The sequence below is a fragment of the Pseudomonas sp. HD57-3 genome, from assembly GCF_056113135.1.
This window is the reverse complement of record NZ_CM148568.1, coordinates 3,413,406-3,434,863: the sequence shown is the minus strand read 5'-3', so window position 1 is coordinate 3,434,863 and position 21,458 is coordinate 3,413,406. Positions and strand designations below refer to the sequence as shown.

The window sequence follows — 21,458 nt, the reverse complement described above, 5'->3', positions numbered from 1 at the left end:
CCTTCGCTCTGGATTTCAGCAATGTCATTGGCTGTTCGCTTTTCTCACGCCGGGGTCTTCACCGGCATGCTGTTCGGTCTCACCTGCGGCGCTGCCCTGCCCGCCCTCGCCGATACCGATTCGAACGTGTTCACCCGCAACACCCTGACCGGCGACTGGGGCGGCCTGCGCCACCAGCTCGATGAAGACGGCATCAAGTTCACCGGCGACTACACCGGCGAAACCGCCTACAACGCCGACGGCGGCCTGCATCGTTCGGCGCGTTACTCGCAAAACATCAAGCTCGGCGCGCAGTTCGACCTGAGCAAACTGTACGGCGTCGACAATGCTGGCAAGATCCAGCTGAGCATCAACGACCGACGCGGCAACAGTGCCTCGGAAGATCTGGTCGGCAACCGTCTGCCGATCCAGGAAAACTACGGCGGCCTCTATACCCGCCTCACCGAACTCAGCTACGAGCGCAGCCTGTTTACCCCGGCGTTGAACGTCAAACTCGGCTACATGGCCATGGGCAACGACCTCGGCGGGCTGGACAGTGGCATTCTCTGCAACTTCATGAACGCCGGCTTCTGCGGCCACCCGCTGAACATGTCCGGTGGCAGCGGCTGGACTAACTACCCCAACGCCCACCTCGGTGTGCGGGTGAAGTACGACCTCTCCCCGGCCTGGCAACTGCGGGTGGCCGCGTTCAATGTCGACCCGGAAAGTAACGGCAATTCCAGCCGTGCCTGGCACCTGGGCCCGAAACACACCACCGGCACCGTGGTGCCGATCGAACTGGTCTACAAGCAGGCAGGCAAACTGCCCGGCGAGTACAAGGTCGGTTATTACTACGACAGCTCCGACGTCAAACGTATCGGCAGTGACAAGGAAGTGTCCGGACGCGGCGGCCATTACGTCCTGATCGACCAAGCCGTCTGGGCTTCGGACGTCTCCGAAGGTCGCAGCCTGCACGCCTTCGGCCAATATTCGGCGGCCAGCGAAGCAGCTTCGCCGTTCAGCAAGTGGTACGGAACCGGCCTGGTGCTGTACAAACCGTTCGAAGGCCGCCCGCGCGACACCGTAGCGCTCGGCTACGGTCGCGCAGTGCCGAACCCGCGCAGCCGCGATGTGCTGCAGGACGCCGCACTGAACAATGGCGCAGCGTTTCCAAACCTGGACAGCGCCGAGCAATTGATCGAACTCGGTTACGGCTATCAGGCCACGCCTTGGCTGACGCTGCGCCCGAATATGCAGTACATCATCGAGCCGGGCGCGTTCTCTGGAAAGGACATCGACAATGCATTGGTGTTTGGATTGCAGATGAAAGCTGCGCTCTGATACCACCATTTGACGACCACAAAAAAAGCACCCGAAGGTGCTTTTTTTGTGCGTGCCGCCAAACGAATCAACCCGCGAAGCTGGCCCGCGCTGCGTGCAGTTTTTTGTAGCTTTCGATCAGGCGCAGATGGCGATCCAGCCCTTCCAGCTTCATGCTGGTCGGCGTCAGGCCGTAGAAGCGCACGCTGCCGTTGACCGAGCCGATCGCTGCATCCATACGCTCGTCGCCGAACATGCGGCGGAAGTTGGCTTCGTAGTCTTCCAGCTCCAGATCCTCGTCCAGCTCCATTTCCAGCACCACGTTGACCGCCTGATAGAACAAGCCGCGCTCGACGGTGTTGTCGTTGTATTGCAGGAAGGCTTCGACCAGATCCTTGGCCTGCTCGTACTTCTGCAAGGCGAGGTAGATCTGCAGGCGCAGTTCGAGGATGGTCAACTTGCCCCATGGCGTGTTGTCGTCGAACTCGATGCCGATCAGCGTGGTGATGTCGGTGTAATCGTCCAACTCGCTGTGTTCCAGGCCTTTGGCGAGATTGCGCAGACCGACCTTGCTCAGGTTGTGCAGGTTGAGGATGTCGGCACGGAATTGCAGCGCTTTGTTGGTGTTGTCCCAGATCAGGTCTTCTACCGGATAGATCTCCGAATAATCCGGCACCAAAATGCGGCACGCCTTGGCGCCGATGTGCTCGTAGACCGCCATGTAGACTTCCTTGCCCATGTCTTCAAGGATGCCGAACAGTGTCGCGGCCTCTTCGGCGTTGGAGTTTTCGCCGTTGCCGGAGAAATCCCACTCGACGAATTCGAAGTCTGCCTTGGCGCTGAAGAAACGCCACGACACCACGCCGCTGGAATCGATGAAGTGCTCGACGAAGTTGTTCGGTTCGGTCACGGCCTGGCCCGAGAAGGTCGGCTGCGGCAGATCGTTGAGGCCTTCGAAGCTGCGGCCTTGCAGCAACTCGGTGAGGCTGCGTTCCAGCGCCACTTCGAAGCTCGGGTGCGCGCCGAACGAGGCGAACACACCGCCGGTGCGCGGGTTCATCAGCGTCACGCACATCACCGGGAATTCACCGCCCAGCGACGCGTCCTTGACCAGCACCGGGAAGCCCTGCTCTTCCAGCGCCTTGATCCCGGCGAGGATGCCCGGGTACTTCGCCAGCACCTCTTGCGGTACATCCGGCAGGGCCATTTCGCCTTCGAGGATTTCGCGTTTGACCGCCCGCTCGAAGATCTCCGACAGGCACTGCACCTGCGCTTCGGCCAGGGTGTTGCCGGCGCTCATGCCGTTGCTGAGAAACAGGTTTTCGATCAGGTTGGACGGGAAGTACACGACCTCGTTGTCCGACTGACGCACGAACGGCAGCGAGCAGATGCCGCGCTGGGTGTTGCCGGAGTTGGTGTCGTACAGGTGCGAGCCGCGCAGTTCGCCGTCGCGGTTGTAAATGCCCAGGGAGTATTCGTCGAGAATTTCTGCAGGCAACTCATCTTTGGCGCCCGGTTTGAACCAGCGCTCGTCCGGGTAATGCACGAATTCGGCATTGGCGATGTCTTCGCCCCAGAACTGATCGTTATAGAAGAAGTTGCAGTTGAGCCGCTCGATGAACTCGCCCAGCGCCGAGGCCAGCGCGCCCTCTTTGGTCGCGCCCTTGCCATTGGTGAAACACATCGGCGACTGCGCATCGCGGATGTGCAGCGACCAGACGTTAGGCACGATGTTGCGCCACGAAGCGATTTCGATCTTCATGCCCAGGTCGGCCAGAATCCCCGACATGTTGGCGATGGTCTGTTCCAGCGGCAGGTCCTTGCCGGCAATGCAGGTGCCCGCGCCGGACGTGGAGGCCGGCATCAGCAGGGCCTGGGCATCGGCGTCGAGGTTCTCGACTTCCTCGATCACGAACTCAGGCCCGGCCTGCACCACCTTCTTCACCGTGCAACGGTCGATCGAGCGCAGGATACCCTGGCGATCCTTCTCGGAGATGTCCGCCGGCAGCTCGACCTGGATCTTGAAGATCTGGTTGTAGCGGTTTTCCGGATCGACGATGTTGTTCTGCGACAGACGAATGTTTTCGGTCGGGATGTTGCGGGTGCTGCAGTACAACTTTACGAAGTAAGCCGCGCACAAGGCCGACGACGCCAGGAAATAGTCGAACGGACCCGGTGCAGAGCCATCGCCCTTGTAACGGATCGGTTGGTCGGCCACCACCGTGAAGTCATCGAACTTGGCTTCGAGTCGGAGGTTGTCGAGAAAATTGACCTTGATTTCCATGCGGGTTACCAGAATAGCGGGCTAAACAAATTGGCCGCCATTATCCGGCTTTTGAGCGTGAAGTCTTGTGCTTTTGCGCAACGGGACCTGAGCGGTTCGACACGCTTGGCACAACTTCTGAACATCCCGAGGCTGGAGATGTTCTAGATTGAACAGATACCGGATCAAGGACGAGCAAATGGACATTTCCAGCCGCGCGACGTCGTTACCCACCCTGCAGGGCTCTGTTACCCGGCGTCTGGCCATTGCGGTGGGCGCGCTGTTCATTGCCGGAGTGATGGCGGCGACCGCTGCGTTGCTCGGCATTGCCACTCAACTGGATGAGGATGACGTCAATGACGTCCGGTTCTATTCGGGCCGGGCGCTGGAAAACCGGATTACTGCTTCCAAGAACTACATCACCAGTTACGCCTACTGGACAACAGCCTATGAACGTCTGAGCGACACGGTCGACACGAACTGGGCGTACACCGAGCAGAACATGGGCAAGACCCTGTTTACCAGCGACGGCTATGACGGTCTGTTCGTGCTGGATCGGGAACGCACCAAATACGCCGTCGTTCGCGGGCAAATGCTCGATGCGCAAATGCCCCAGTTCCTGCAGCTTTCGGCGAACAGTCTGGTTGAGCAAGTGCAGAGTCAGCCCGACCTGACCAAGCCCGTCAGTACTTATTCATTGTTTGAAGAATGGCCGGCGTTGGTCACCGCAGCGGCGATCCTTCCCAACGATGAGCGCCCGGTAGGCGATCCACAAAAGACCTCGGTACTGGTATTCGTCGACAAACTGACACCCACCAAGTTGCGCAAGATCGGCAGCGGGTACGGGCTGAACAATCTGTCGCTGGCACCGGACGACAGCATCGATCCGGGCCAGCCCCGCGTCCCGCTGGACAGCACCGGATACAGCCTCGTTGCGGATCTGGAGCGACCGGGCCTGCATCTGCTGTGGTCATTGTTGCCCACCCTCGGCTCCGCCTTGATTGTGTTGATGGCGCTGACGGCCTGGTTCTTTCGCCATGCATTGCGTTCCTCGCGCTATGTCGATAACAGCTTTGAAGCGATGCAGGCCTCGAATCAGGCACTGCTGGCGTCCAACCGCGCACTGGAAGCCAGCGAGGAGCGCTTCCGGGCGGTGGCCGAAGCCGCGTCCGACTGGATCTGGGAAGTGGATGAAGCGTTGTCCATCACCTATCTGTCGACCCGGTTCAGTGCGGTCACCGGCTATCCGCAGGCCCAATGGATCGGGAAACACATCGGGCACTTGCTGGTCTGCGACACCACGCCGCTGGATCTGTGGCTGAAAAAACTGGATGAGGAAAGCAATGCCAGCGACCTGCGCTGCACCTATCGCGACCGCAAGGGGCAACAGCGCCACTGCCGCCTTTCGGCCCGGCCCATCGTGGAAAGTGCGACAGCGGTCGGCTATCGCGGCACGGCCAGTGACATTACCGATGAAGTCGCCGCCCATGCGCAAATCCAGCATCTGTCCTTGCATGACGCGCTGACGGGACTGCCCAACCGCAACAAACTGTCGCGCTATCTGGATGACGCCCTGTTGCTCAAGGAGCACGCTCCGCCTTTATCGGTGCTGATGATTGACCTGGACAATTTCAAACCGATCAACGATTCGCTCGGCCACCCGGCCGGCGATGCTGTTTTGCAGGAGGTTGCCGGCCGACTGCGCGAATGCACGCGCGACCACGATATCGTCGCCCGTCTGGGCGGTGATGAATTCGTCGTTGTGCTCTGCGGCATGGACACGCATCAGGAGATCGACAGATTCTGCACACGCCTGATCGGCAGCCTGCATCAGCCCATCCTCTTCGAACAGCAACCGTTGCACATCGGCGCCAGTGTCGGCATCGCCCTGAGCCGGCGTCATGGGTACGTGGCCAGCGAGCTGATCCGCTGCGCAGACATTGCGCTGTACCAGGCCAAATCCGAAGGCAAGAACACCTGGTGCTATTTCGAAGCGCACATGAGCGATCAGATCCAGACCCGCCGGCAGATGGAGGACGACCTTCGAAGGGCCCTGACGAACAATGAGTTCGTGCTGCACTATCAACCCCGATACAAAGTCGATGGCAAGGAGATCGTCTCGGTCGAGGCTCTGGTGCGCTGGCAGCATCCTGCCAAAGGGTTGCTCGGGCCGGATTTGTTCATTCCGCTGGCCGAACAGACAGACCTGATTGTTCCCTTGGGTCGCTGGGTCCTGCGTGAGGCTTGTGAAACGGCACTGACCTGGCCGGCGGACATTCTCCTGTCGGTCAACCTGTCACCTGCGCAGTTTGCGATCAGCGATGTGGTCGAAGATGTACGCGAAGTGCTGGTCGGCACTCGCTTCCCGGCCAGCCGGCTGGAGCTGGAAATCACCGAGAACGTAATGCTCAACGACACGGACGGCGCGTTGACCACCATGACCGCGCTCAAGGAACTGGGCGTGCGCCTGAACATGGATGACTTCGGCACTGGTTATTCTTCCCTTGGCTATCTGCGCGCCTACCCGTTCGATGGCATCAAGATCGACAAACGTTTCATTGCCTCCATCAGCACCGGCGCCAATGATCGGGCGGTGGTGCAGGCGATCATCGGACTGGGTAAAGCGATGGGGCTGACCGTGACCGCCGAAGGCGTCGAAACCGAGGAACAACTGGACATCCTGGGCAAGGATCAATGCAACGAAGTCCAGGGTTATTACATGAGTCGCCCGATCGACAAGGCGGCCTTCGCCAGTCTTCTGCAAACATCAAGAGCCGCTGCTGTCGATCCTTCCAGACAGCGAAAAGGCCGGGTTACCTGAGGACGCTGACTCAGCACATCCGCTCAATCGCGGCGCGACGGTTTGCTTCAGTATCCGGCGACTTCCCTCACGGCCGGTCACTGACACATGAAAGGTTTCATGCAACCGCGTTTCGCCCTGGCACTGTTGTATTGCGCAATGGCCGACTCGGCATTCGCCAGCGGTTTTCTCGACGACGCCAAGACCGAAGTGCTCAGCCGCAATTTCTACCTGAGCAACGACTATCGCTCGCCCTCGCCCGCCGGTAAAAACTACAAACAGGAATGGGCTCAAGGGTTTATCGGCACTTTCGCATCCGGTTTCACGGAGGGAAGCGTCGGGTTTGGCCTCGATGCCCATGCCTTTTATGGTCTGAAACTCGATGGTGGCAAAGGGCACTCCGGCACGGGACTGTTGCCGGTGGACAGTGACGGCCGTAGCGAAAGCGACTATTCCAGCGCCGGTGGTGCGCTGAAGTTGAAGACTTCGAAAACCACCCTCGCCTTCGGTGAAATGACCGTGGAAACGCCGGTGTTCGACACCTCGGACAAACGCCTGCAACCGGAATACGCCACGGGTTTTCTGCTCGACAGCCATGAGTTCGATAACGCGCGCCTTGTCGCCGGGCGATTCACGGCGTTCAAGAACCAGGACAGCTCCTCCGGCAGAGGCGACTTTCAGGGCTATGGCGCCAGTACCCAAGGCGAAAGCATCAGTTTCATCGGCACCGACCTGTTCAGCGACAGCCCGGTGGGCGGCGCGTTGTATGCGTCCGATCTGAGCGACACCTGGCGCCAGTACTACGCCAACCTGCATTTCAAGCAGTCCGGTCTGTTGCTCGACGCCAACGTCTACCACACCCGCGACACAGGTCAGGCACTGGCCGGCGACATCGACAACACCGCGTTCAGCCTCTCGGGCAAATACACCTTCGGTGCCCACGCGGTGATGCTTGGATGGCAACGCATCAATGGCGACACGCCGTTCGATTTCGTCGGTGGCGACTCGATCTACCTGGCCAACTCGATCAAATACGCCGACTTCAACGGCGCCCACGAGCGCTCCTGGCAAGCGCGTTACGACCTGGATCTCGGCGCCTTCGGTATTCCGGGGCTGAATTTCATGACCCGCTACGTCGCCGGCAGCCACATCGACGGCACCCACGCGCCCAAGGGCGGCGCCTATAACCCGTTCGACGCGGACAGCGGTCAGTACCAGCCGCAGCAAGGGGACGGCGGCAAACACTGGGAACGCGACATCGATCTGCGCTACATCGTCCAGTCCGGCGCGGCCAAGGATCTGTCGCTGCAGCTGTCCCACGTTTCGCACCGGGCCAACAGCGCTCAGGCGGGCGATGACATCGACCGGATCTACCTGGTGATCCAGTACCCGCTGGGGTTTTGAAGGGGAAATTGGCGGAAGGCAGCCGGAGTCGAACCTGCCCGGGAACGGATGCCGTCCCCAACCGGGTTTGAAGCCCGGCCGCGCCACCGGGCGCGATTGCCTTCCTTGAACTCAGTCGGCGCCGGGGTTGGCCAGCGCACTGTCGGTACGGATTTGCCGGCCTTCACCGACGCGCCGGGTCAGGCCCAGCCGATCGAAGTATTCGAGGATCTGAATACTGCGCTTGCGTCCCAAGCCTAGCGCATCGCGGAATGCCGTGACTTCGATCTGCGGATTTTCTTCGGCCAGGCGCAGCAGCACCGCCGCCATTTGCCGCAGCGTGATGTCCGTGACAAACAGGTCACGCACCACTTGATGCATCACGCCAAGACGCGCGAGTTTGCGCAGCAGCAAACGCACGATCGCGTCTTCCTGACCGACGACTTTCGCCACGTCGCGTACCCACGGTGGATCGAAACCGGCCTGTTCGAACAATGGCTGCAGCGCCTGCCACAGGGTTTCGTCGTCGGCGCTCAGACGCACTTGATGGTCGGGCAAATGCAGCCACGGACCGCTGGCGACCAGTGAGCCGGCGCCGAGTAACTCTTCCAGCAGGCTGATAAAGGTCGCGCGTTCGAGGCTCAAACCGCTGAAACGCCGCAGGCGATCACGGTCCGGGCCCATTTGGTCGGGCTCCAGCTCATGAAAGCGCGCCAGCTGTTCCAGCAAAGTGAACTTGAGCATGCCCCAGCGCTGCGCATTGAACAGCACCGGACCCTGACGGGTTTCGATCAGGCGGACGTTGTCCGGCAGCGTCCAGCCGTCACGCGGACGATTGAACTGCCGCTCCAGGCGCTGCGGATCGAGGCCGCTTTCGCTGTATTCCAGCAGCGTCGGCAATGCCTGTTCCAGCTCGGAGCTGATCGCCAGCACACGCAGTTGCGCCAGCCGTTCCGGACTGCGCCGTTGGCGGGCCGGGGCGAAGGGATCAAGCACGCGCCCGCCGCCGAGCGTTCGCTGGGCGCTGGCATCACGCAGGATCAGCGGATCACCGTGGACGCCCTGCACCGGGACGTTCGTCAGCAGTTGCGCAAACATGCGCTCGCCGGGTGCCAGGCTTGAACCCTCCAGCAAGGCGACCCGGGCGATCACGTCCTGAGTGCCGAGATGCAGGTGCACCGGCTGGAAGTGCTGGAAAACCCGCTCGCCCGGCAGCAGCCGGAATTCGATGTCCAGCCGCTGGGTCGGTGCGTGCAGCCATTCGGCGAGCAACCATTGGCCGCGATGGATCTGTCCGAGTTCCAGACGATCCGCGCTGATGTTCAGGGCCACGCGCTGGCCGGCGAACGCTTGTTCGGCAGCCTGATTCTGCGCGTGCAGGCCCCTGACCCGCACGGTTTTGCCCGCCGGGCCGAGGCTGAGTTTGTCACCCACGGCGACCGAGCCCGAAAGCGCCGTCCCCGTCACCACGATACCGGCGCCGGCGACACTGAACGCCCGGTCGATGGCCAGGCGAAATCCGCCTTCGCGACTGCGCTCCTCTGCGTCTATCTCCAGCAATGTCTGGCGCAGCGCATCGACGCCCTCGCCCGTCACGCTGGAAACCGTCAGCAGCGGCGCTTCGGCATAGGGCCCGGACGACAGCAGGCTTTCAACTTGCCGGCGAACCTCTTCCACCCTGCCCGCCTCGACCCGGTCGCATTTGGTGATCGCCACCAGCGCCCGTGGAATGCCCAGCAGTTCGACAATCGCCAGATGTTCGCGGGTCTGCGGCATCACGCCGTCATCCGCCGCCACCACCAGCAACACCAGATCGATGCCTTGCGCGCCGGCGAGCATGTTGTGGGTGAATTTCTCATGGCCCGGCACGTCGATGAAACCGGTCAGCTCGGCGCCGGGCGCCAGTTCTGCGTACAGATAACCGAGGTCGATGGTCATCCCGCGCTCGCGTTCCTGCGGGCGGCGGTCGCCGGTTTGCCCGGTCAGCGCTTCGAGCAGTGACGTCTTGCCGTGGTCGATGTGCCCTGCCGTGCCGACGATCACGTTGGCAACTGCCCGAGTTGCGCCTGCCACGCCGGCTCATCGTCGAGTTGCCGCAGATCCAGCCACAACGCATCGTCATCAATGCGTCCGAGTACCGGGATCGGCAAGGCGCGCAGCGCGGCTTCCAGATTCAGCAGGCAACGCCCGCGCAGGCGCTTCGATACTTGCGGGCGCAGGCACAATGCCGCGCTTGGCAGACGCGCCACCGGTTGGCTGCCGCTGCCGATCATGCCCAACGCGGTCTGCGCCGTGACGATCCAGCCCTCGCCCAACAATTCGGCCAAGGCCGGTTGCAAGCGTTCGGCCTGGGCCAGAATCTCGGCTTGCGGGCGGGTCAGCAAACGCAGGCTCGGCAAGCGTTCGGCCAGACGATCAGGGTCGCGATAGAGTCCGAGCACCGCTTCGAGTGCGGCCAGGGTCAGTTTGTCGACCCGCAACGCGCGTTTCAGCGGGTTCTTCTTGATCTTCGCGATCAGGTCCTTGCGCCCGACGATCACTCCCGCCTGCGGCCCGCCGAGCAGTTTGTCGCCGCTGAAGGTGACGATGTCGGCGCCATCAAGCAGCGCCTGACGCACCGTCGGTTCCGCCGGCAGGCCCCAGCGGGTCAGGTCCAGCAGACTGCCGCTGCCAAGGTCTTCCAGCAGAGGCAGGTCATGCCGATGGGCCAACGCCGCCAGTTCGGCGGTCGGCACCCGGGCGGTGAAGCCTTCGATGCTGTAGTTGCTCGCGTGCACGCGCATGATCAGGCCGCTGCGTGGGCCGATTGCCGCCTCGTAGTCGCGGGCGTGGGTGCGATTGGTGGTGCCGACCTCGTGCAGGCGCACGCCGGCGCGGCTCATGATGTCGGGTATGCGGAACGCGCCGCCGATCTCGATCAGCTCGCCCCGGGAAATGATGCCTTCCTTGCGCGCGCCGAGGCTGTTGAGGGTCAGCAGCACGGCGGCGGCATTGTTGTTGACCACGGTCACGGCTTCGGCGCCGGTCAGTTCGCGGATCAGGCCTTCGATCAGGTCGTCGCGGTCACCGCGCTTGCCGCTGGCCAGATCGAACTCCAGATTCAAGGGATAGCGCGCCGCCAGTTGCACCGCTTCAATGGCTTCTTCGGGCAACAAGGCCCGGCCGAGGTTGGTGTGCAGCACGGTGCCGGTCAGATTGAACACCCGGCGCACCTGGCTGCGCTGCTTCAGCGCCAGACGTTCGGCGACTCTCCCGGCCAGCGCTTCAGGGCTGATTTCAACGGCGGTCAGTTGCCCCGCCACCACGGCTTCGCGCAAGTCATCCAGTAACTGGCGAAACCCCGTCAACAGCGCCTCACGCCCATAACGCTCGGCCAATGGCTGGCACGCCGGGTGGCGCAACAGGCTGTCAATCGACGGTAACCGCAGGGCAACACTTACGGACATCAGGCACTCCCGAAATCGAAATACGCCTGATGATGTTAGACCACCCTGCTTCTAGCGCAGCGCGGCCCTCTGAACCGGCACATAGGTTTGACTCAGGTCCGTGGCCCAGCCATCGAGTACGGCCTTGACGTTATCGGGCGTCATGACCTGTTTGTCGTTCTCCAGCGGCACGCCCTTGCCCTTGCGCACCACCTCGGCCACGACCTCCCCGGTCGAACCGTCCTCGAAGGACACTTCCGTGGCGATCTCACTGTCCCGGTCACGAATGCCTGTAGCGGTGCTCACACCGGCCGCGACCAGCGTCACCGGCAGCCATTCATAAAAGCGCAAACCCTGAGTGCTGGCGGCGACCTGGGTGATGGCCGGTTTGACGATCAGCGTGTTCGGGCCGGGTTTCGACACCAGCGGCAGCACCTTGCCCAGCTCCAGCCTGAGGGCAGCGTCGTAATAATGCGTCACGCCCGACAAGGTGCTTTGGGGAATGCGCGGCGAAGGCTGGGGCCGTGGATAAAACTCGCTCGGCGCCAGGTAAACCTGGGTGTAACGGCCTCTGGCCAATGTCGGGCTGACCCAGCTCAGAATCTTCTGCCTCGAAGCGGTCTGCCCTTCCTTGAGCACGCTGTAATCCCGTAGAAACCCGGCCTGCGGCTCGGTCGGAAGCTTTTTGCTGCTGCACGCCGACAGGCTGAGGGTGGCGGCAAACAACACGGCCAGTGAGCGATGGTTACTCATCGAGGGTGTTTCCTTTTTCAAGCGTGGACGTGGTTGTGCGGGGTGTTGTCTGAGCATTCGATGCGCAACTGGCCGTGGGTCATGATCCATTGGATGAATTCGGCGGTAGGAATCGTGTGCAGGTATTCGACCCAATGGGCTTCGGTCGGGCTGAATCGTTCGAAATAGCGGCGCAGGATCAACTGGCTCTGATCGTTGGCCAGCCCCAGGCACGTCTCCTGGAACAGGATCGGCGTGTCAGGGCCCGGTGCGGTGGTGCGCTGGGTCAGGATCAACGGGCGCACGGCGCCATGGTCCCGGGTGATGTAGCCGCTGTTCATGTCCTTCATGTTGAGCCCCCTTGGTTGGAAGGCGTGCAGAGTGCCTGCGGATGTTTGCCCGACGATGTCCGGCTGATGTCCGCGCTGAAGGAATGTTGCAGGATTGAAATATATGACCGGCGCATCGAAATGGTTTTAGATGCGCTTCTTTTGGGTTCATGGATTGCGCAAACGTGAGCAGATTGCTGATCGTCGATGACGACGGGGAAATTCTGTCCTTGCTGAAGAAGTTCTTCGTTCAGCACGGCTATCAGGTCGATGTCGCCGCCCATGGCGAGGCCATGTGGGCGGCTATTGCGCAGGCACGGCCGGACACGATCATCCTCGACCTGATGCTGCCCGGCGAGGGTGGCCTCAGCCTGTGCCAGAAAGTCCGGGCGCAGATGGGCATCCCGATCATCATGCTCACGGCCATGGCCGAGCTGAGCGACAGGATTGTCGGCCTGGAGCTTGGGGCCGACGACTACCTGACCAAACCCTTCGCCCCACAGGAACTGCTGGCCCGGGTGCGCGCCCTGCAACGTCGGGTCGGTGACAACACCCCGTCGATTGGCGAGCCTTCACGACCAGTCATGGCCTTCGCCGGTTGGCATCTGGACATCACCTGCCGTGAACTGCGCTCGCCCGAAGGCGTGATGATTCCGATGTCCGCCGGCGAATTCGACCTGCTGCTGGTGTTGCTCGAACATCCGCAACGCATCCTGACCCGCGAACAATTGATCGACCTGACCCACGGCCAGGGCCACGACGCCTATGACCGCAGCATCGATGTGCAGATCAGTCGGCTGCGCCGCAAGATCGAACCGGACAGCAAACGCCCGGACCTGATCCGCACCGTGCGCAACGGCGGTTACATGTTCACCGCCAAGGTCAGCCGCTCATGATCGGCCGGATGCTGCGACGCGACACCCTCAGTCGGCGGATTGCCCTGACGATCGTCGCGGCCATGCTCGCTTCGCTGCTGCTCAATGCGCTGTTCGTTCAGGTCGCCGGCATCTGGGCCCGACCGCCGATCGAGCGCACCGGGCTGCTGGAACAGATCGCCGCCACTACGCGAGTGATCGAGGCCGCGCCGGCAATTTTGCGCCCACAACTGGCCAGTGCCGCCAGCAGCCCGATGCTTGAAGTGGTGTGGAAACCCCGTCGGGTCGACTTCGGTCTGCCGGGGGAAGGCGAACAGGTCGAAGCCGGAAAAGTGCCGGCGCTGCGGCAGTTGCTCGGCGATGACCGACAGATCGACGTGTTCAACCCCGACGACTGGCCCGCCGGCAGCCCTCGCGCGCATTACATGGCACTGGTGCGGTTGGCGGATGACAGCTGGCTGTCGTTCACACCGCCGGAGCGCAGTTGGGGCTTGAGCCTGAACGTGCGGATTGCCGTGATCGTTGCCTTGGGGCTAGTCGCCACGCTGCTGGTCGCCTGGCTCGCCACACGTCAACTGGCCCAGCCGTTACAGCGCTTTGCCCATGCGGCGCGGCGTTTTGGTGGGGACCTGAAAGCGCCGCCGATCCATCTCGAAGGCCCGCACGAAATCCGTCAGGCCATCGTCGCCTTCAACACGATGCAGGCGCAGATCCAGCATTTCATTGGCGAACGCACCCACATGCTCGCCGCCATCTCCCACGACTTGCGCGCCCCGCTGACCCGGATGCGTCTGCGCAGCGAATTCATGGAAGACCTCGACCATCAGGGCAAACTGATCCGCGACATCGAGGAAATGCAATCGATGATCAACGCCGCCCTGGCGTTTTTTCGTGAAGACACCCACCTGGAGCAATCCACGGCGTTCGATCTGTCGGAGTTGCTGCAAACCATCGTCGATGACTACCGCGATCAGCACCTCGACATCGACTTCACCGGCCCGGCGCATGTGGTGTACGACGGCCGGCCACTGGGCATCAAGCGGGTCATCGTCAATCTGCTGGATAACGCCGTGAAATACGGTCAGCGCCCGAGCGTGGTGCTGAGCAGCGATGACACGTCGATCCGCATCGAGGTCATTGATGAGGGACCGGGGATTGCCGAGGACGCGCTGGAGCGGGTGTTCGATCCGTTCTTCCGTCTCGAGACCTCGCGCAACCGTGACACCGGCGGTGTCGGGCTGGGTCTTTCGGCGGCACGGGGGATCATTCGTGAACAGGGTGGCGAACTGAGTTTGCGCAATCGCCGCAGTGGTGGATTACGCGCACGGGTTGAACTGCCCCATCGCTAAGGGCCTATTCGTCGCCGGGCGCCAGCAACAGATTTGGCGCCAGACGCTGATAACCGTCCTGAGCCAGGCGCATGTCGAGCAACAGACTGCCCAGATCCGCCGACAGCGCCTCGCCCTCCCCTTCGTTTTCCAGATACAGCAACTTCAGATAGCTGTTGCAGCCCGGGCAGACTTCGGCGCGCAGCGGCGCCTGATTGGCGGCGTGGCGGTCATCCTCGAGGCTCAGGTATTCAAGCCCTTTGCTCTGCTCGCAATACACGCACTTGACCCGCACCACGTGCCATTCGCACGCGCACAGCGAACACACCAGATAACGCAGGCCGTTGTGCTTGCCGCGATGGCGGATCACCCCGGCCATGGCCGGCGAACCACAGGCCGGGCACTGGCTGAGGCTGTCGCCGGGCGTCAGTTGCAGATTCGCTGCGCTGAGCAGCCAGTGACTCCACGCCGCTTGCAGCGCCGCCCCGAGAAACGGCACCAGCGCCGCCGGCACCAGCGAATACTGGCCGCTCACCAGCGCCACGGCCCACGCCCGTAGCTGACCGGGGCTGGCGATGCGCAGCGTGGTCACGGCTTCGACCACTGCCGGTTGCTCGGGGGCGACATAGCGCTGGAGCAAGGCTTCGAGATACAGCTGCCAGGTGTCCTCGCGAATCAAAGTGTCGGCGGCGAACGGTGGCATGCCGTGTTGCCGACAGACTTCCAGCCGCTGTTCATCAAGCGGCGCGGTCGAGGGCGGATCATCGAGGATCTGCTGCTGGACATGGCACAAACCGGCGATCAAGCGCAGGTAATCGGCCAGCGGATGCTCTTCGGCCAAGCGTTCCAGACGCTGGGCCCGCAGCATGAACAGGTTGTGCGGCGGCAGGTGCAGAAACGGCGGTGAACTGGCCGCCGCTTCGATTTCTCCGGGTTCAAGGATCGTTGGCAACTGTCAGCCCTTTTTTGTGACCGGTCGCTCTGGCGGATCTTGGCTTTCCACCTCGCGATACCAGAGTGCATGGTGTTTCCTGGCCCAGGCGCGGCTGACCCAGCCGTGCATCATCGCGTCCACCGAGCCCTTGATCCAGATTCCGGCATAGATGTGAACGATGATGCTCAGGATCAGCACAAACCCCGCCAGAGCGTGCAGCAACATCGCCCAGCGGATCGTGGTGATGCCGAAGTAATGACTGAAATACGCGCGCCAGATCACCAGTCCCGTGAACAGCAATCCGAGCATGCACAGCAGTAAAGTCCAGAACAGCAGCTTTTGCCCGGCGTTGTACTTGCCCACCGCCGGCACGGTTTCCTCGTCGTTGACCAGCACCCGGTCGATGCGTCGCAGCCATTTCCAGTCGTTGTCGATGAAAAAGTTCGAGCGCCAGAAACGAAACACCAGGCCAAGGAAGAACACGAACATCAGCACGCCCATGAACGGGTGCAGGATCCGCGTCCACGGCCCGCCACCGAACAGGTTAGTCAGCCAGAACATCGACGGATGAAACAGCGCCAGCCCCGACAGCCCGGCCATGAAGAACAGAATCGCCACCAGCCAGTGATTGGTGCGCTGGTTGGCGGTGTAGCGCAGGATCGTCTTGTTGCTCATGGCCGGCCCTCCCCGCGTGGGTCGAAGGTGTGCACCGCCGGATCGACGACGTGTACCGAGGTGTCGGGCGGTTCGGGATGTTCATCTTCCTCGACCCGGTTCGGGCCGATCCGCACGTAATGGAAGAACCCGGCCAGCACCGCCGCGCCCATGGCCAGCAACGCCAGCGGTTTGCTGATGCCTTTCCACAGACCCACCAGCGGGCTGATCTCGGGATTGTCCGGCAGACCGGCGTAGATTTTCGGGGTGTCCGCATGGTGCAGCACGTACATGACGTGGGTGCCGCCGACGCCTGCCGGGTCATACAGGCCGGCATTGTCGAAGCCACGGCTTTTCAGGTCGATGATGCGTTCGGCAGCGTGGGTCTTCATGTCGTCCTTGGTGCCGAATACGATGGCCCCGGTCGGGCAGGTTTTCACGCAGGCCGGTTCCAGCCCCACCGCCACCCGGTCCGAACAGAGCGTGCATTTGTAGGCCTTGTGATCTTTTTGCGAAATGCGCGGGATGTTGAACGGGCAGCCGGTGATGCAATAACCGCAGCCGATGCAATGATCCTGATCGAAATCGACGATGCCGTTGGCGTGCTTGATGATCGCGCCGGTGCTGGGGCACGCCGCCAGGCAACCGGGTTCGGCGCAGTGCATGCAGCCGTCCTTGCGGATCAGCCATTCGAGGTTGCCGGCGTCGGTTTCGTGCTCGGTGAAGCGCATCAGCGTCCATGAATCGGCGCTCAGATCCTGCGGATTGTCGTAGGTGCCGTGGTTGTGGCCGACCTCGTCGCGCAGCTCGTTCCATTCCGAGCACGCGACCTGACAGGCCTTGCAGCCGATGCATTTGGTGGTGTCGATCAGCTTGGCCACCTGTTCCTGGCCGCGTATCGAAGGCGCCGGGGTCGTGGTGGCCGAGCGGGCAATGATGTCTTGGCTGGCCATCTAAAGATTCTCCATCAGAGCTTCTCCACGTTGACCAGGAATGACTTGGATTCCGGGGTCTGTGTATTGCCATCGCCGAGGAACGGCACCAGGGTGTTGGTCAGGTAACCGTGGCGCGTCAGGCCGGTGAAACCCCAGTGCAGCGGAATGCCGATCTGGTGCACCACCTGATTGTTGACCTGCAACGGCCGGATCCTTTTGGTCACCACCGCCACCGCCTCAATGAACCCGCGCTTGCAGCTGACCCGCACCCTGTCGCCGGCAGCGATGCCCTTCTCCTTGGCCAGCACTTCGCCTATTTCCACGAACTGCTCGGGTTGGGCAATCGCGTTCAACTTGCAGTGCTTGCTCCAGAAGTGGAAATGCTCGGTCAGCCGGTAGCTGGTCGCTGCATACGGGTAATCCTTGGCCACGCCGAGGCTGTCCCACACCGAATCGAAGATCCGCGCCGCCGGGTTGCTGGTGGCTTTCTTGTTTTCCGGATGCAGCGGGTTGATGCCGATCGGCGTTTCGAACGGCTCGTAATGCTCGGGGAATGGCCCTTCGTTCATCTTGTCGACGGCGAAGAACCGCGCCACGCCTTCGGGGTTCATGATGAACGGGTTCATCCCGGCATCCGGCGGTACGTCGGCCTTGTAGTCCGGCACGTCGGTGCCGCCCCACGTCTTGCCGTTCCACCAGACCAGGCGTTTTTTCGGATCCCACGGCTTGCCGGCGACGTCCGCCGAAGCGCGGTTATAGAGAATCCGCCGGTTGGCCGGCCAGGCCCACGCCCAGCCCTGATGCTGGTGCATGCCGTACGGGTCGTTGTTGTCGCGGCGGGCCATCTGGTTGCCGGCTTCGGTCCAGCTGCCGCAGAAGATCCAGCAGCCGGACGCGGTGCTGCCGTCATCCTTGAGCTGGGCGAACCCGGCCAGTTGCGAATTGCCCTTGATCGCCGCACCTGTGGCGTCGGTGAAGTCAGTGGTGGCGTAGCCGTTGACCTCTTTGGCGATCTCTTCCGGCGAGGGTTCTTCGGCGATCTTGTACGGCCACGACAGTTTCAACAGCGGATCGGCGAACTTGCCGCCCTCGGCCTGATAGCGCTCACGCAGGCGCAGGAACAGCGCACTCATGATCTGCACGTCAGTGCGCGCCTCGCCGGGGCCGTCGGCACCTTTCCAGTGCCATTGCAGCCAGCGGCTGCTGTTGACCAGCGAGCCGTCCTCTTCGGCAAAGCACGTCGTTGGCAGGCGTATGACTTCGGTCTGGATGTCGGCGCTCTTCACATCGTTGAATGGCCCGACGTGTTCCCAGAACTGCGAGGTTTCGGTGGCCAGCGGGTCCATCACCACCAGCCATTTGAGCTTGGCCAGTGCCGCCATCACCCGGTTCTTGTCCGGCAACGCGGCGATCGGGTTGAAGCCCTGGCACATATAGCCGTTGACCTTGCCCTGCCCCATCAGGTCGAACACCTTGAGGATGTCGTAGTTGGGAATGTCGAGTTTCGGCAGATAGTTGTAGGCCCACTGGTTCTCGGCGGTGGCATTGGCGCCGTACCAGGCTTTCATCAGGCTGACGTGGAACTTGCTGTAGTTCTGCCAGTAGGACAATTGCCCCGGCCGCAATGGAACCTGGGTGCGTTTATGGATGTAGGCCGCGTAATCCTGCTCGGCGTCGGTCGGCAAGGTCAGGTAACCCGGCAGCGCGTTGGACAGCAGGCCGAGGTCGGTCAGGCCCTGAATATTCGAGTGTCCGCGCAAGGCGTTGACGCCGCCGCCGGGCATGCCGACGTTGCCCAGCAACAGTTGCACCATCGCCGCGCTGCGGATGATCTGCGAGCCGATCGAGTGCTGGGTCCAGCCCAGCGCGTAGAGAATGGTCATGGTCTTGCCCGGGATCGAGCAAGTGGCGATTTCCTCCCAGATTTTCTGCATCGCATCGACCGGCATCCCGCAGATCTGGCTCGCCAGGTCGATGTTGTAGCGGCTGTAATGCTGCTTCATCAATTGGTAGACGCAGCGCGGGTCCTGCAGGGTCGGATCGACTCTGACGAAGCCGTCATCCCCCAACTCGTAACCCCAGGTGGATTTGTCGGTGTAGCTGCGTTTGGCCGCGTCGTAACCGGTGAAGAGCCCGTCCTCGAAGCCGAAACCGGCTCTGACGATGAACGACACGTCGGTGTAGTTGCGCACGTATTCTTGCTGGATCTTGTCCTCGGTCAGCAGGTAATTGATCAGCCCGCCCATGAACGCGATGTCGCTGCCGGTGCGGATCGGCGCGTAGTAATCGGCCACGGACGCGGTCCGGGTAAACCTCGGATCGACCACAATCAGCCGCGCGGCGTTGTGCGCCTTGGCTTCGGTCACCCATTTGAAGCCGCAAGGATGGGCTTCTGCTGCGTTGCCACCCATCACCAGGATCAGATTCGCGTTGGCGATATCGGTCCAGGTGTTGGTCATGGCTCCACGGCCGTACGTCGGGGCAAGACTTGCCACCGTCGGACCGTGTCAGACACGCGCCTGGTTATCGAACCCCAGCATGCCGAGACTTCGCACCACCTTGTGGGTGATGTAACCCGCTTCGTTGGACGCCGCCGACGCCGCGAGGAATCCGGTGGTCAGCCAGCGATTCACTGTCTGCCCTTGCGCGTTCTGCTCGACGAAATTGGCATCGCGGTCGGCCTTCATCAGGTCGGCGACGCGGTCGAGGGCTTCGTCCCAGGTGATCCGGGTCCATTCGCTGCTGCCGGGCTTGCGCACCTGCGGGTACTGCAAGCGGCCGGGGCTGTGAATGAAGTCCAGCAGGCCGGCGCCTTTCGGGCAGAGGGTGCCGCGGTTGACCGGGTGGTCGGCGTCGCCCTCGATATGGATGATGTTTTGCGCAACGTTCTTCGCGGCATCGCCCTGGCTGTACATGATCAAGCCGCAACCGACCGAGCAATACGGGCAGGTGTTGCGGGTTTCATGGGTGTGGGCAAGCTTGAAGTGGCGCACCTGCTCGGCGAAGGCCTGCGTCGGGGCCATGCCCAACGCGCCCAGGCTAGAGCCTGCAAGGCCGATACCGGCGACCTTGAAGAACTGACGACGGCTGAGATCCATCGTGCACTCCTGATCAGGTGGAACCCGGTACTTGTGCCGGGTTTGTTCTGGACAATCACGGTTGCGGCACACGAGTGCCGACCTTTTCACTGTAGACAACGCCCCCGCCGCCTGTGTGAAAACCGACCGTCGGCCACCCTCGGGTCACAAGTTCGCGCCCGCAGGGGATGGGGGTTTATCATCGCCGGCACGACCCATCTCCGCCTTCAGAGACCGCGCATGACTTTCGATTTTGATCAGGTATTCGACCGCCACGACACCGGCAGCACCAAGTGGAGCCGTTATCCGGCCGACGTGTTGCCGATGTGGGTCGCTGACATGGATTTCGCCGCGCCGCCGGTGGTCATCGAGGCGCTGCAACAACGCCTGCTGCACCCATTGGTTGGCTACAGCGTGGCCCAGGACAACCTGCGCGAGGCCATCGTCGCCGACCTCTGGAACAAGTTCGCCTGGCGGGTCAAACCGCAAGAGCTGATCTTCCTGCCGGGGGTGGAATCGGGTTTCAACATGGCGCTCAAGGCGCTGGTGCAACCGCCGCAGAACGTCGTGGTGCAAACCCCGAACTACCCGCCGCTGCGCCATGCGCCGGGCCATTGGGGCCTGAACAAGGTCGAACTGGAATTCAACGCCCAGGCCGACGGCACCTACGCCACCCCGTTGGACGCACTGCGCGAATCCCTGACCGGTGGCGGCGCCCTGCTCCTGAGCAACCCGCACAACCCGATCGGCAAGGTCTTCGGCCGTGAAGAACTGCAAGCGGTGGCGGACATCTGTGTGGCGCAGGACGCCTGGATCATCTCCGACGAAATCCACGCCGAACTGTGCTACGACGGCCGCGTCCACATTCCGACCGCGTCTCTGAGCCCGGAAATCGCCCGCCGCACCATCACCTTGATGTCGGCGAGCAAGGCCTACAACATTGCCGGCCTCAAGACCTCGTTCATGATCATCCAGGACGCCGCCCTGCGCGAACGCGTCAACCACGCCCGCTGCGGCATGGTCGACAGTGTCAACCCGCTGGGCATGGAAGCCACGCGCGTGGCCTACAGCGAGGCCGGCCCGTGGCTTGAAGCGCTGAAACATTACCTGCAAGCCAACCGTGACTGGCTGGTGGACGCCGTGCGCAGCCGCTTGCCCGGCGTGACCATCAATGTGCCGCAAGGCACGTACCTGGCCTGGCTCGACTGCTCGGCGCTGGATCTGGACGACCCGCAGAAATTCTTCCTGGAACACGCCCGCGTCGGCCTCAGCCCAGGCCTGGATTTTGGCGATCAAAGCCAGCAATTCGTGCGCCTGAACTTCGGTTGCCCGCGTTCGATGCTGGAAGAAGGCATTGCACGGATGGAACGGGCCCTCAAGTCCCGGTAATCAAGTCAGGGCAAACCCAAGCGTCAATCCGATCG

At 62.2% G+C, this 21,458-nt stretch carries 15 protein-coding genes and 1 tRNA gene; 6 read left to right on the top strand and 10 right to left on the bottom strand.

Translation table 11 applies throughout. The features are described from left to right. The first annotated feature begins 21 nt into the window (after positions 1-21). Positions 22-1,320 (top strand): carbohydrate porin, encoded by a 1,299-nt coding sequence (locus AC0R79_RS15355; protein ID WP_474730347.1) that lies wholly within the window; start codon positions 22-24, stop codon positions 1,318-1,320. A gap of 67 nt (positions 1,321-1,387) precedes the next feature. On the opposite strand, the gene AC0R79_RS15350 is transcribed toward AC0R79_RS15355, so the two are convergent. Next, positions 1,388-3,583 (bottom strand): OsmC domain/YcaO domain-containing protein, encoded by a 2,196-nt coding sequence (locus AC0R79_RS15350; protein WP_474730345.1) that lies wholly within the window; start codon positions 3,581-3,583, stop codon positions 1,388-1,390. Between the two features lie 178 nt (positions 3,584-3,761). Between AC0R79_RS15350 and AC0R79_RS15345 the strand changes: the two genes are divergently transcribed. Both AC0R79_RS15345 and AC0R79_RS15340 read left to right on the top strand, forming a co-directional pair. Further along, the gene (locus AC0R79_RS15345) at positions 3,762-6,383 is read left to right on the top strand and encodes a bifunctional diguanylate cyclase/phosphodiesterase (RefSeq protein ID WP_474730343.1); all 2,622 of its coding nucleotides are present in this window, start codon (positions 3,762-3,764) and stop codon (positions 6,381-6,383) included. A 99-nt stretch (positions 6,384-6,482) separates the two neighbouring features. Further along, the gene (locus AC0R79_RS15340) at positions 6,483-7,766 is read left to right on the top strand and encodes an OprD family porin (protein WP_474730341.1); all 1,284 of its coding nucleotides are present in this window, start codon (positions 6,483-6,485) and stop codon (positions 7,764-7,766) included. A 9-nt stretch (positions 7,767-7,775) separates the two neighbouring features. On the opposite strand, the gene AC0R79_RS15335 is transcribed toward AC0R79_RS15340, so the two are convergent. The 5 genes from AC0R79_RS15335 to AC0R79_RS15315 all read right to left on the bottom strand — a co-directional run bounded on the left by AC0R79_RS15335 (position 7,776) and on the right by AC0R79_RS15315 (position 12,252). Continuing rightward, positions 7,776-7,871: transfer RNA gene (locus AC0R79_RS15335), tRNA-Sec, on the bottom strand. Between the two features lie 6 nt (positions 7,872-7,877). Then, positions 7,878-9,788, bottom strand: coding sequence for a selenocysteine-specific translation elongation factor (gene selB, locus AC0R79_RS15330; RefSeq protein WP_474735116.1), 1,911 nt, complete (start codon positions 9,786-9,788; stop codon positions 7,878-7,880). Next, positions 9,785-11,191 (bottom strand): L-seryl-tRNA(Sec) selenium transferase, encoded by a 1,407-nt coding sequence (selA, locus tag AC0R79_RS15325; protein ID WP_474730339.1) that lies wholly within the window; start codon positions 11,189-11,191, stop codon positions 9,785-9,787. The genes selB and selA overlap by 4 nt, the downstream gene beginning before the upstream one ends. A gap of 51 nt (positions 11,192-11,242) precedes the next feature. Then, positions 11,243-11,923: a DUF3313 domain-containing protein gene (locus tag AC0R79_RS15320; protein ID WP_474730337.1), complete on the bottom strand. Its 681-nt coding sequence runs from the start codon at positions 11,921-11,923 to the stop codon at positions 11,243-11,245. A gap of 17 nt (positions 11,924-11,940) precedes the next feature. Further along, positions 11,941-12,252 (bottom strand): hypothetical protein, encoded by a 312-nt coding sequence (locus tag AC0R79_RS15315; protein ID WP_007951398.1) that lies wholly within the window; start codon positions 12,250-12,252, stop codon positions 11,941-11,943. 149 nt (positions 12,253-12,401) lie between these two features. Here AC0R79_RS15315 and AC0R79_RS15310 point away from each other — a divergent pair, with 149 nt between their 5' ends. Both AC0R79_RS15310 and AC0R79_RS15305 read left to right on the top strand, forming a co-directional pair. Next, positions 12,402-13,127 (top strand): response regulator, encoded by a 726-nt coding sequence (locus AC0R79_RS15310; protein WP_474730334.1) that lies wholly within the window; start codon positions 12,402-12,404, stop codon positions 13,125-13,127. Further along, positions 13,124-14,455, top strand: coding sequence for an ATP-binding protein (locus AC0R79_RS15305; protein ID WP_474730333.1), 1,332 nt, complete (start codon positions 13,124-13,126; stop codon positions 14,453-14,455). The genes AC0R79_RS15310 and AC0R79_RS15305 overlap by 4 nt, the downstream gene beginning before the upstream one ends. Before the next feature lie 4 nt (positions 14,456-14,459). Here AC0R79_RS15305 and fdhE read toward each other — a convergent pair whose 3' ends face one another. From fdhE to fdnG, 4 genes are read right to left on the bottom strand one after another with little or no spacing between them, the layout of a single operon-like run. Beyond that, positions 14,460-15,386, bottom strand: coding sequence for a formate dehydrogenase accessory protein FdhE (gene fdhE / locus AC0R79_RS15300; protein WP_474730331.1), 927 nt, complete (start codon positions 15,384-15,386; stop codon positions 14,460-14,462). A 3-nt stretch (positions 15,387-15,389) separates the two neighbouring features. Further along, on the bottom strand, positions 15,390-16,043 hold the full coding sequence (locus tag AC0R79_RS15295; RefSeq protein WP_085610278.1) for a formate dehydrogenase subunit gamma: 654 nt from the start codon (positions 16,041-16,043) through the stop codon (positions 15,390-15,392). Then, a complete protein-coding gene (gene fdxH / locus AC0R79_RS15290; protein WP_474730329.1) occupies positions 16,040-16,975 on the bottom strand; it encodes a formate dehydrogenase subunit beta in 936 nt (311 codons plus the stop codon). Before fdxH ends, AC0R79_RS15295 begins: the two co-directional genes overlap by 4 nt. Positions 16,976-16,989: 14 nt before the next feature. Continuing rightward, on the bottom strand, positions 16,990-20,055 hold the full coding sequence (fdnG, locus tag AC0R79_RS15285) for a formate dehydrogenase-N subunit alpha (RefSeq protein WP_474730327.1): 3,066 nt from the start codon (positions 20,053-20,055) through the stop codon (positions 16,990-16,992). 219 nt (positions 20,056-20,274) lie between these two features. Here fdnG and AC0R79_RS15280 point away from each other — a divergent pair, with 219 nt between their 5' ends. Continuing rightward, complete coding sequence (locus tag AC0R79_RS15280; protein WP_474730326.1) at positions 20,275-21,423, top strand: MalY/PatB family protein; 1,149 nt, start codon at positions 20,275-20,277, stop codon at positions 21,421-21,423. The last annotated feature ends 35 nt before the right edge of the window (positions 21,424-21,458 follow it).

Excerpts from the sequence above, each read along its gene's own strand:
- AC0R79_RS15280 (WP_474730326.1), top strand. The coding sequence starts at position 20,275 with ATGACTTTCGATTTTGATCAGGTATTCGACCGCCACGACACCGGCAGC.
- AC0R79_RS15320 (WP_474730337.1), bottom strand. The coding sequence starts at position 11,923 with ATGAGTAACCATCGCTCACTGGCCGTGTTGTTTGCCGCCACCCTCAGC.
- AC0R79_RS15350 (WP_474730345.1), bottom strand. The coding sequence starts at position 3,583 with ATGGAAATCAAGGTCAATTTTCTCGACAACCTCCGACTCGAAGCCAAG.
- fdxH (WP_474730329.1), bottom strand. The coding sequence starts at position 16,975 with ATGGCCAGCCAAGACATCATTGCCCGCTCGGCCACCACGACCCCGGCG.
- AC0R79_RS15355 (WP_474730347.1), top strand. The coding sequence starts at position 22 with ATGTCATTGGCTGTTCGCTTTTCTCACGCCGGGGTCTTCACCGGCATG.
- AC0R79_RS15340 (WP_474730341.1), top strand. The coding sequence starts at position 6,483 with ATGCAACCGCGTTTCGCCCTGGCACTGTTGTATTGCGCAATGGCCGAC.
- AC0R79_RS15305 (WP_474730333.1), top strand. The coding sequence starts at position 13,124 with ATGATCGGCCGGATGCTGCGACGCGACACCCTCAGTCGGCGGATTGCC.
- selA (WP_474730339.1), bottom strand. The coding sequence starts at position 11,191 with ATGTCCGTAAGTGTTGCCCTGCGGTTACCGTCGATTGACAGCCTGTTG.
- AC0R79_RS15315 (WP_007951398.1), bottom strand. The coding sequence starts at position 12,252 with ATGAAGGACATGAACAGCGGCTACATCACCCGGGACCATGGCGCCGTG.
- AC0R79_RS15345 (WP_474730343.1), top strand. The coding sequence starts at position 3,762 with ATGGACATTTCCAGCCGCGCGACGTCGTTACCCACCCTGCAGGGCTCT.
- AC0R79_RS15295 (WP_085610278.1), bottom strand. The coding sequence starts at position 16,043 with ATGAGCAACAAGACGATCCTGCGCTACACCGCCAACCAGCGCACCAAT.
- AC0R79_RS15310 (WP_474730334.1), top strand. The coding sequence starts at position 12,402 with ATGGATTGCGCAAACGTGAGCAGATTGCTGATCGTCGATGACGACGGG.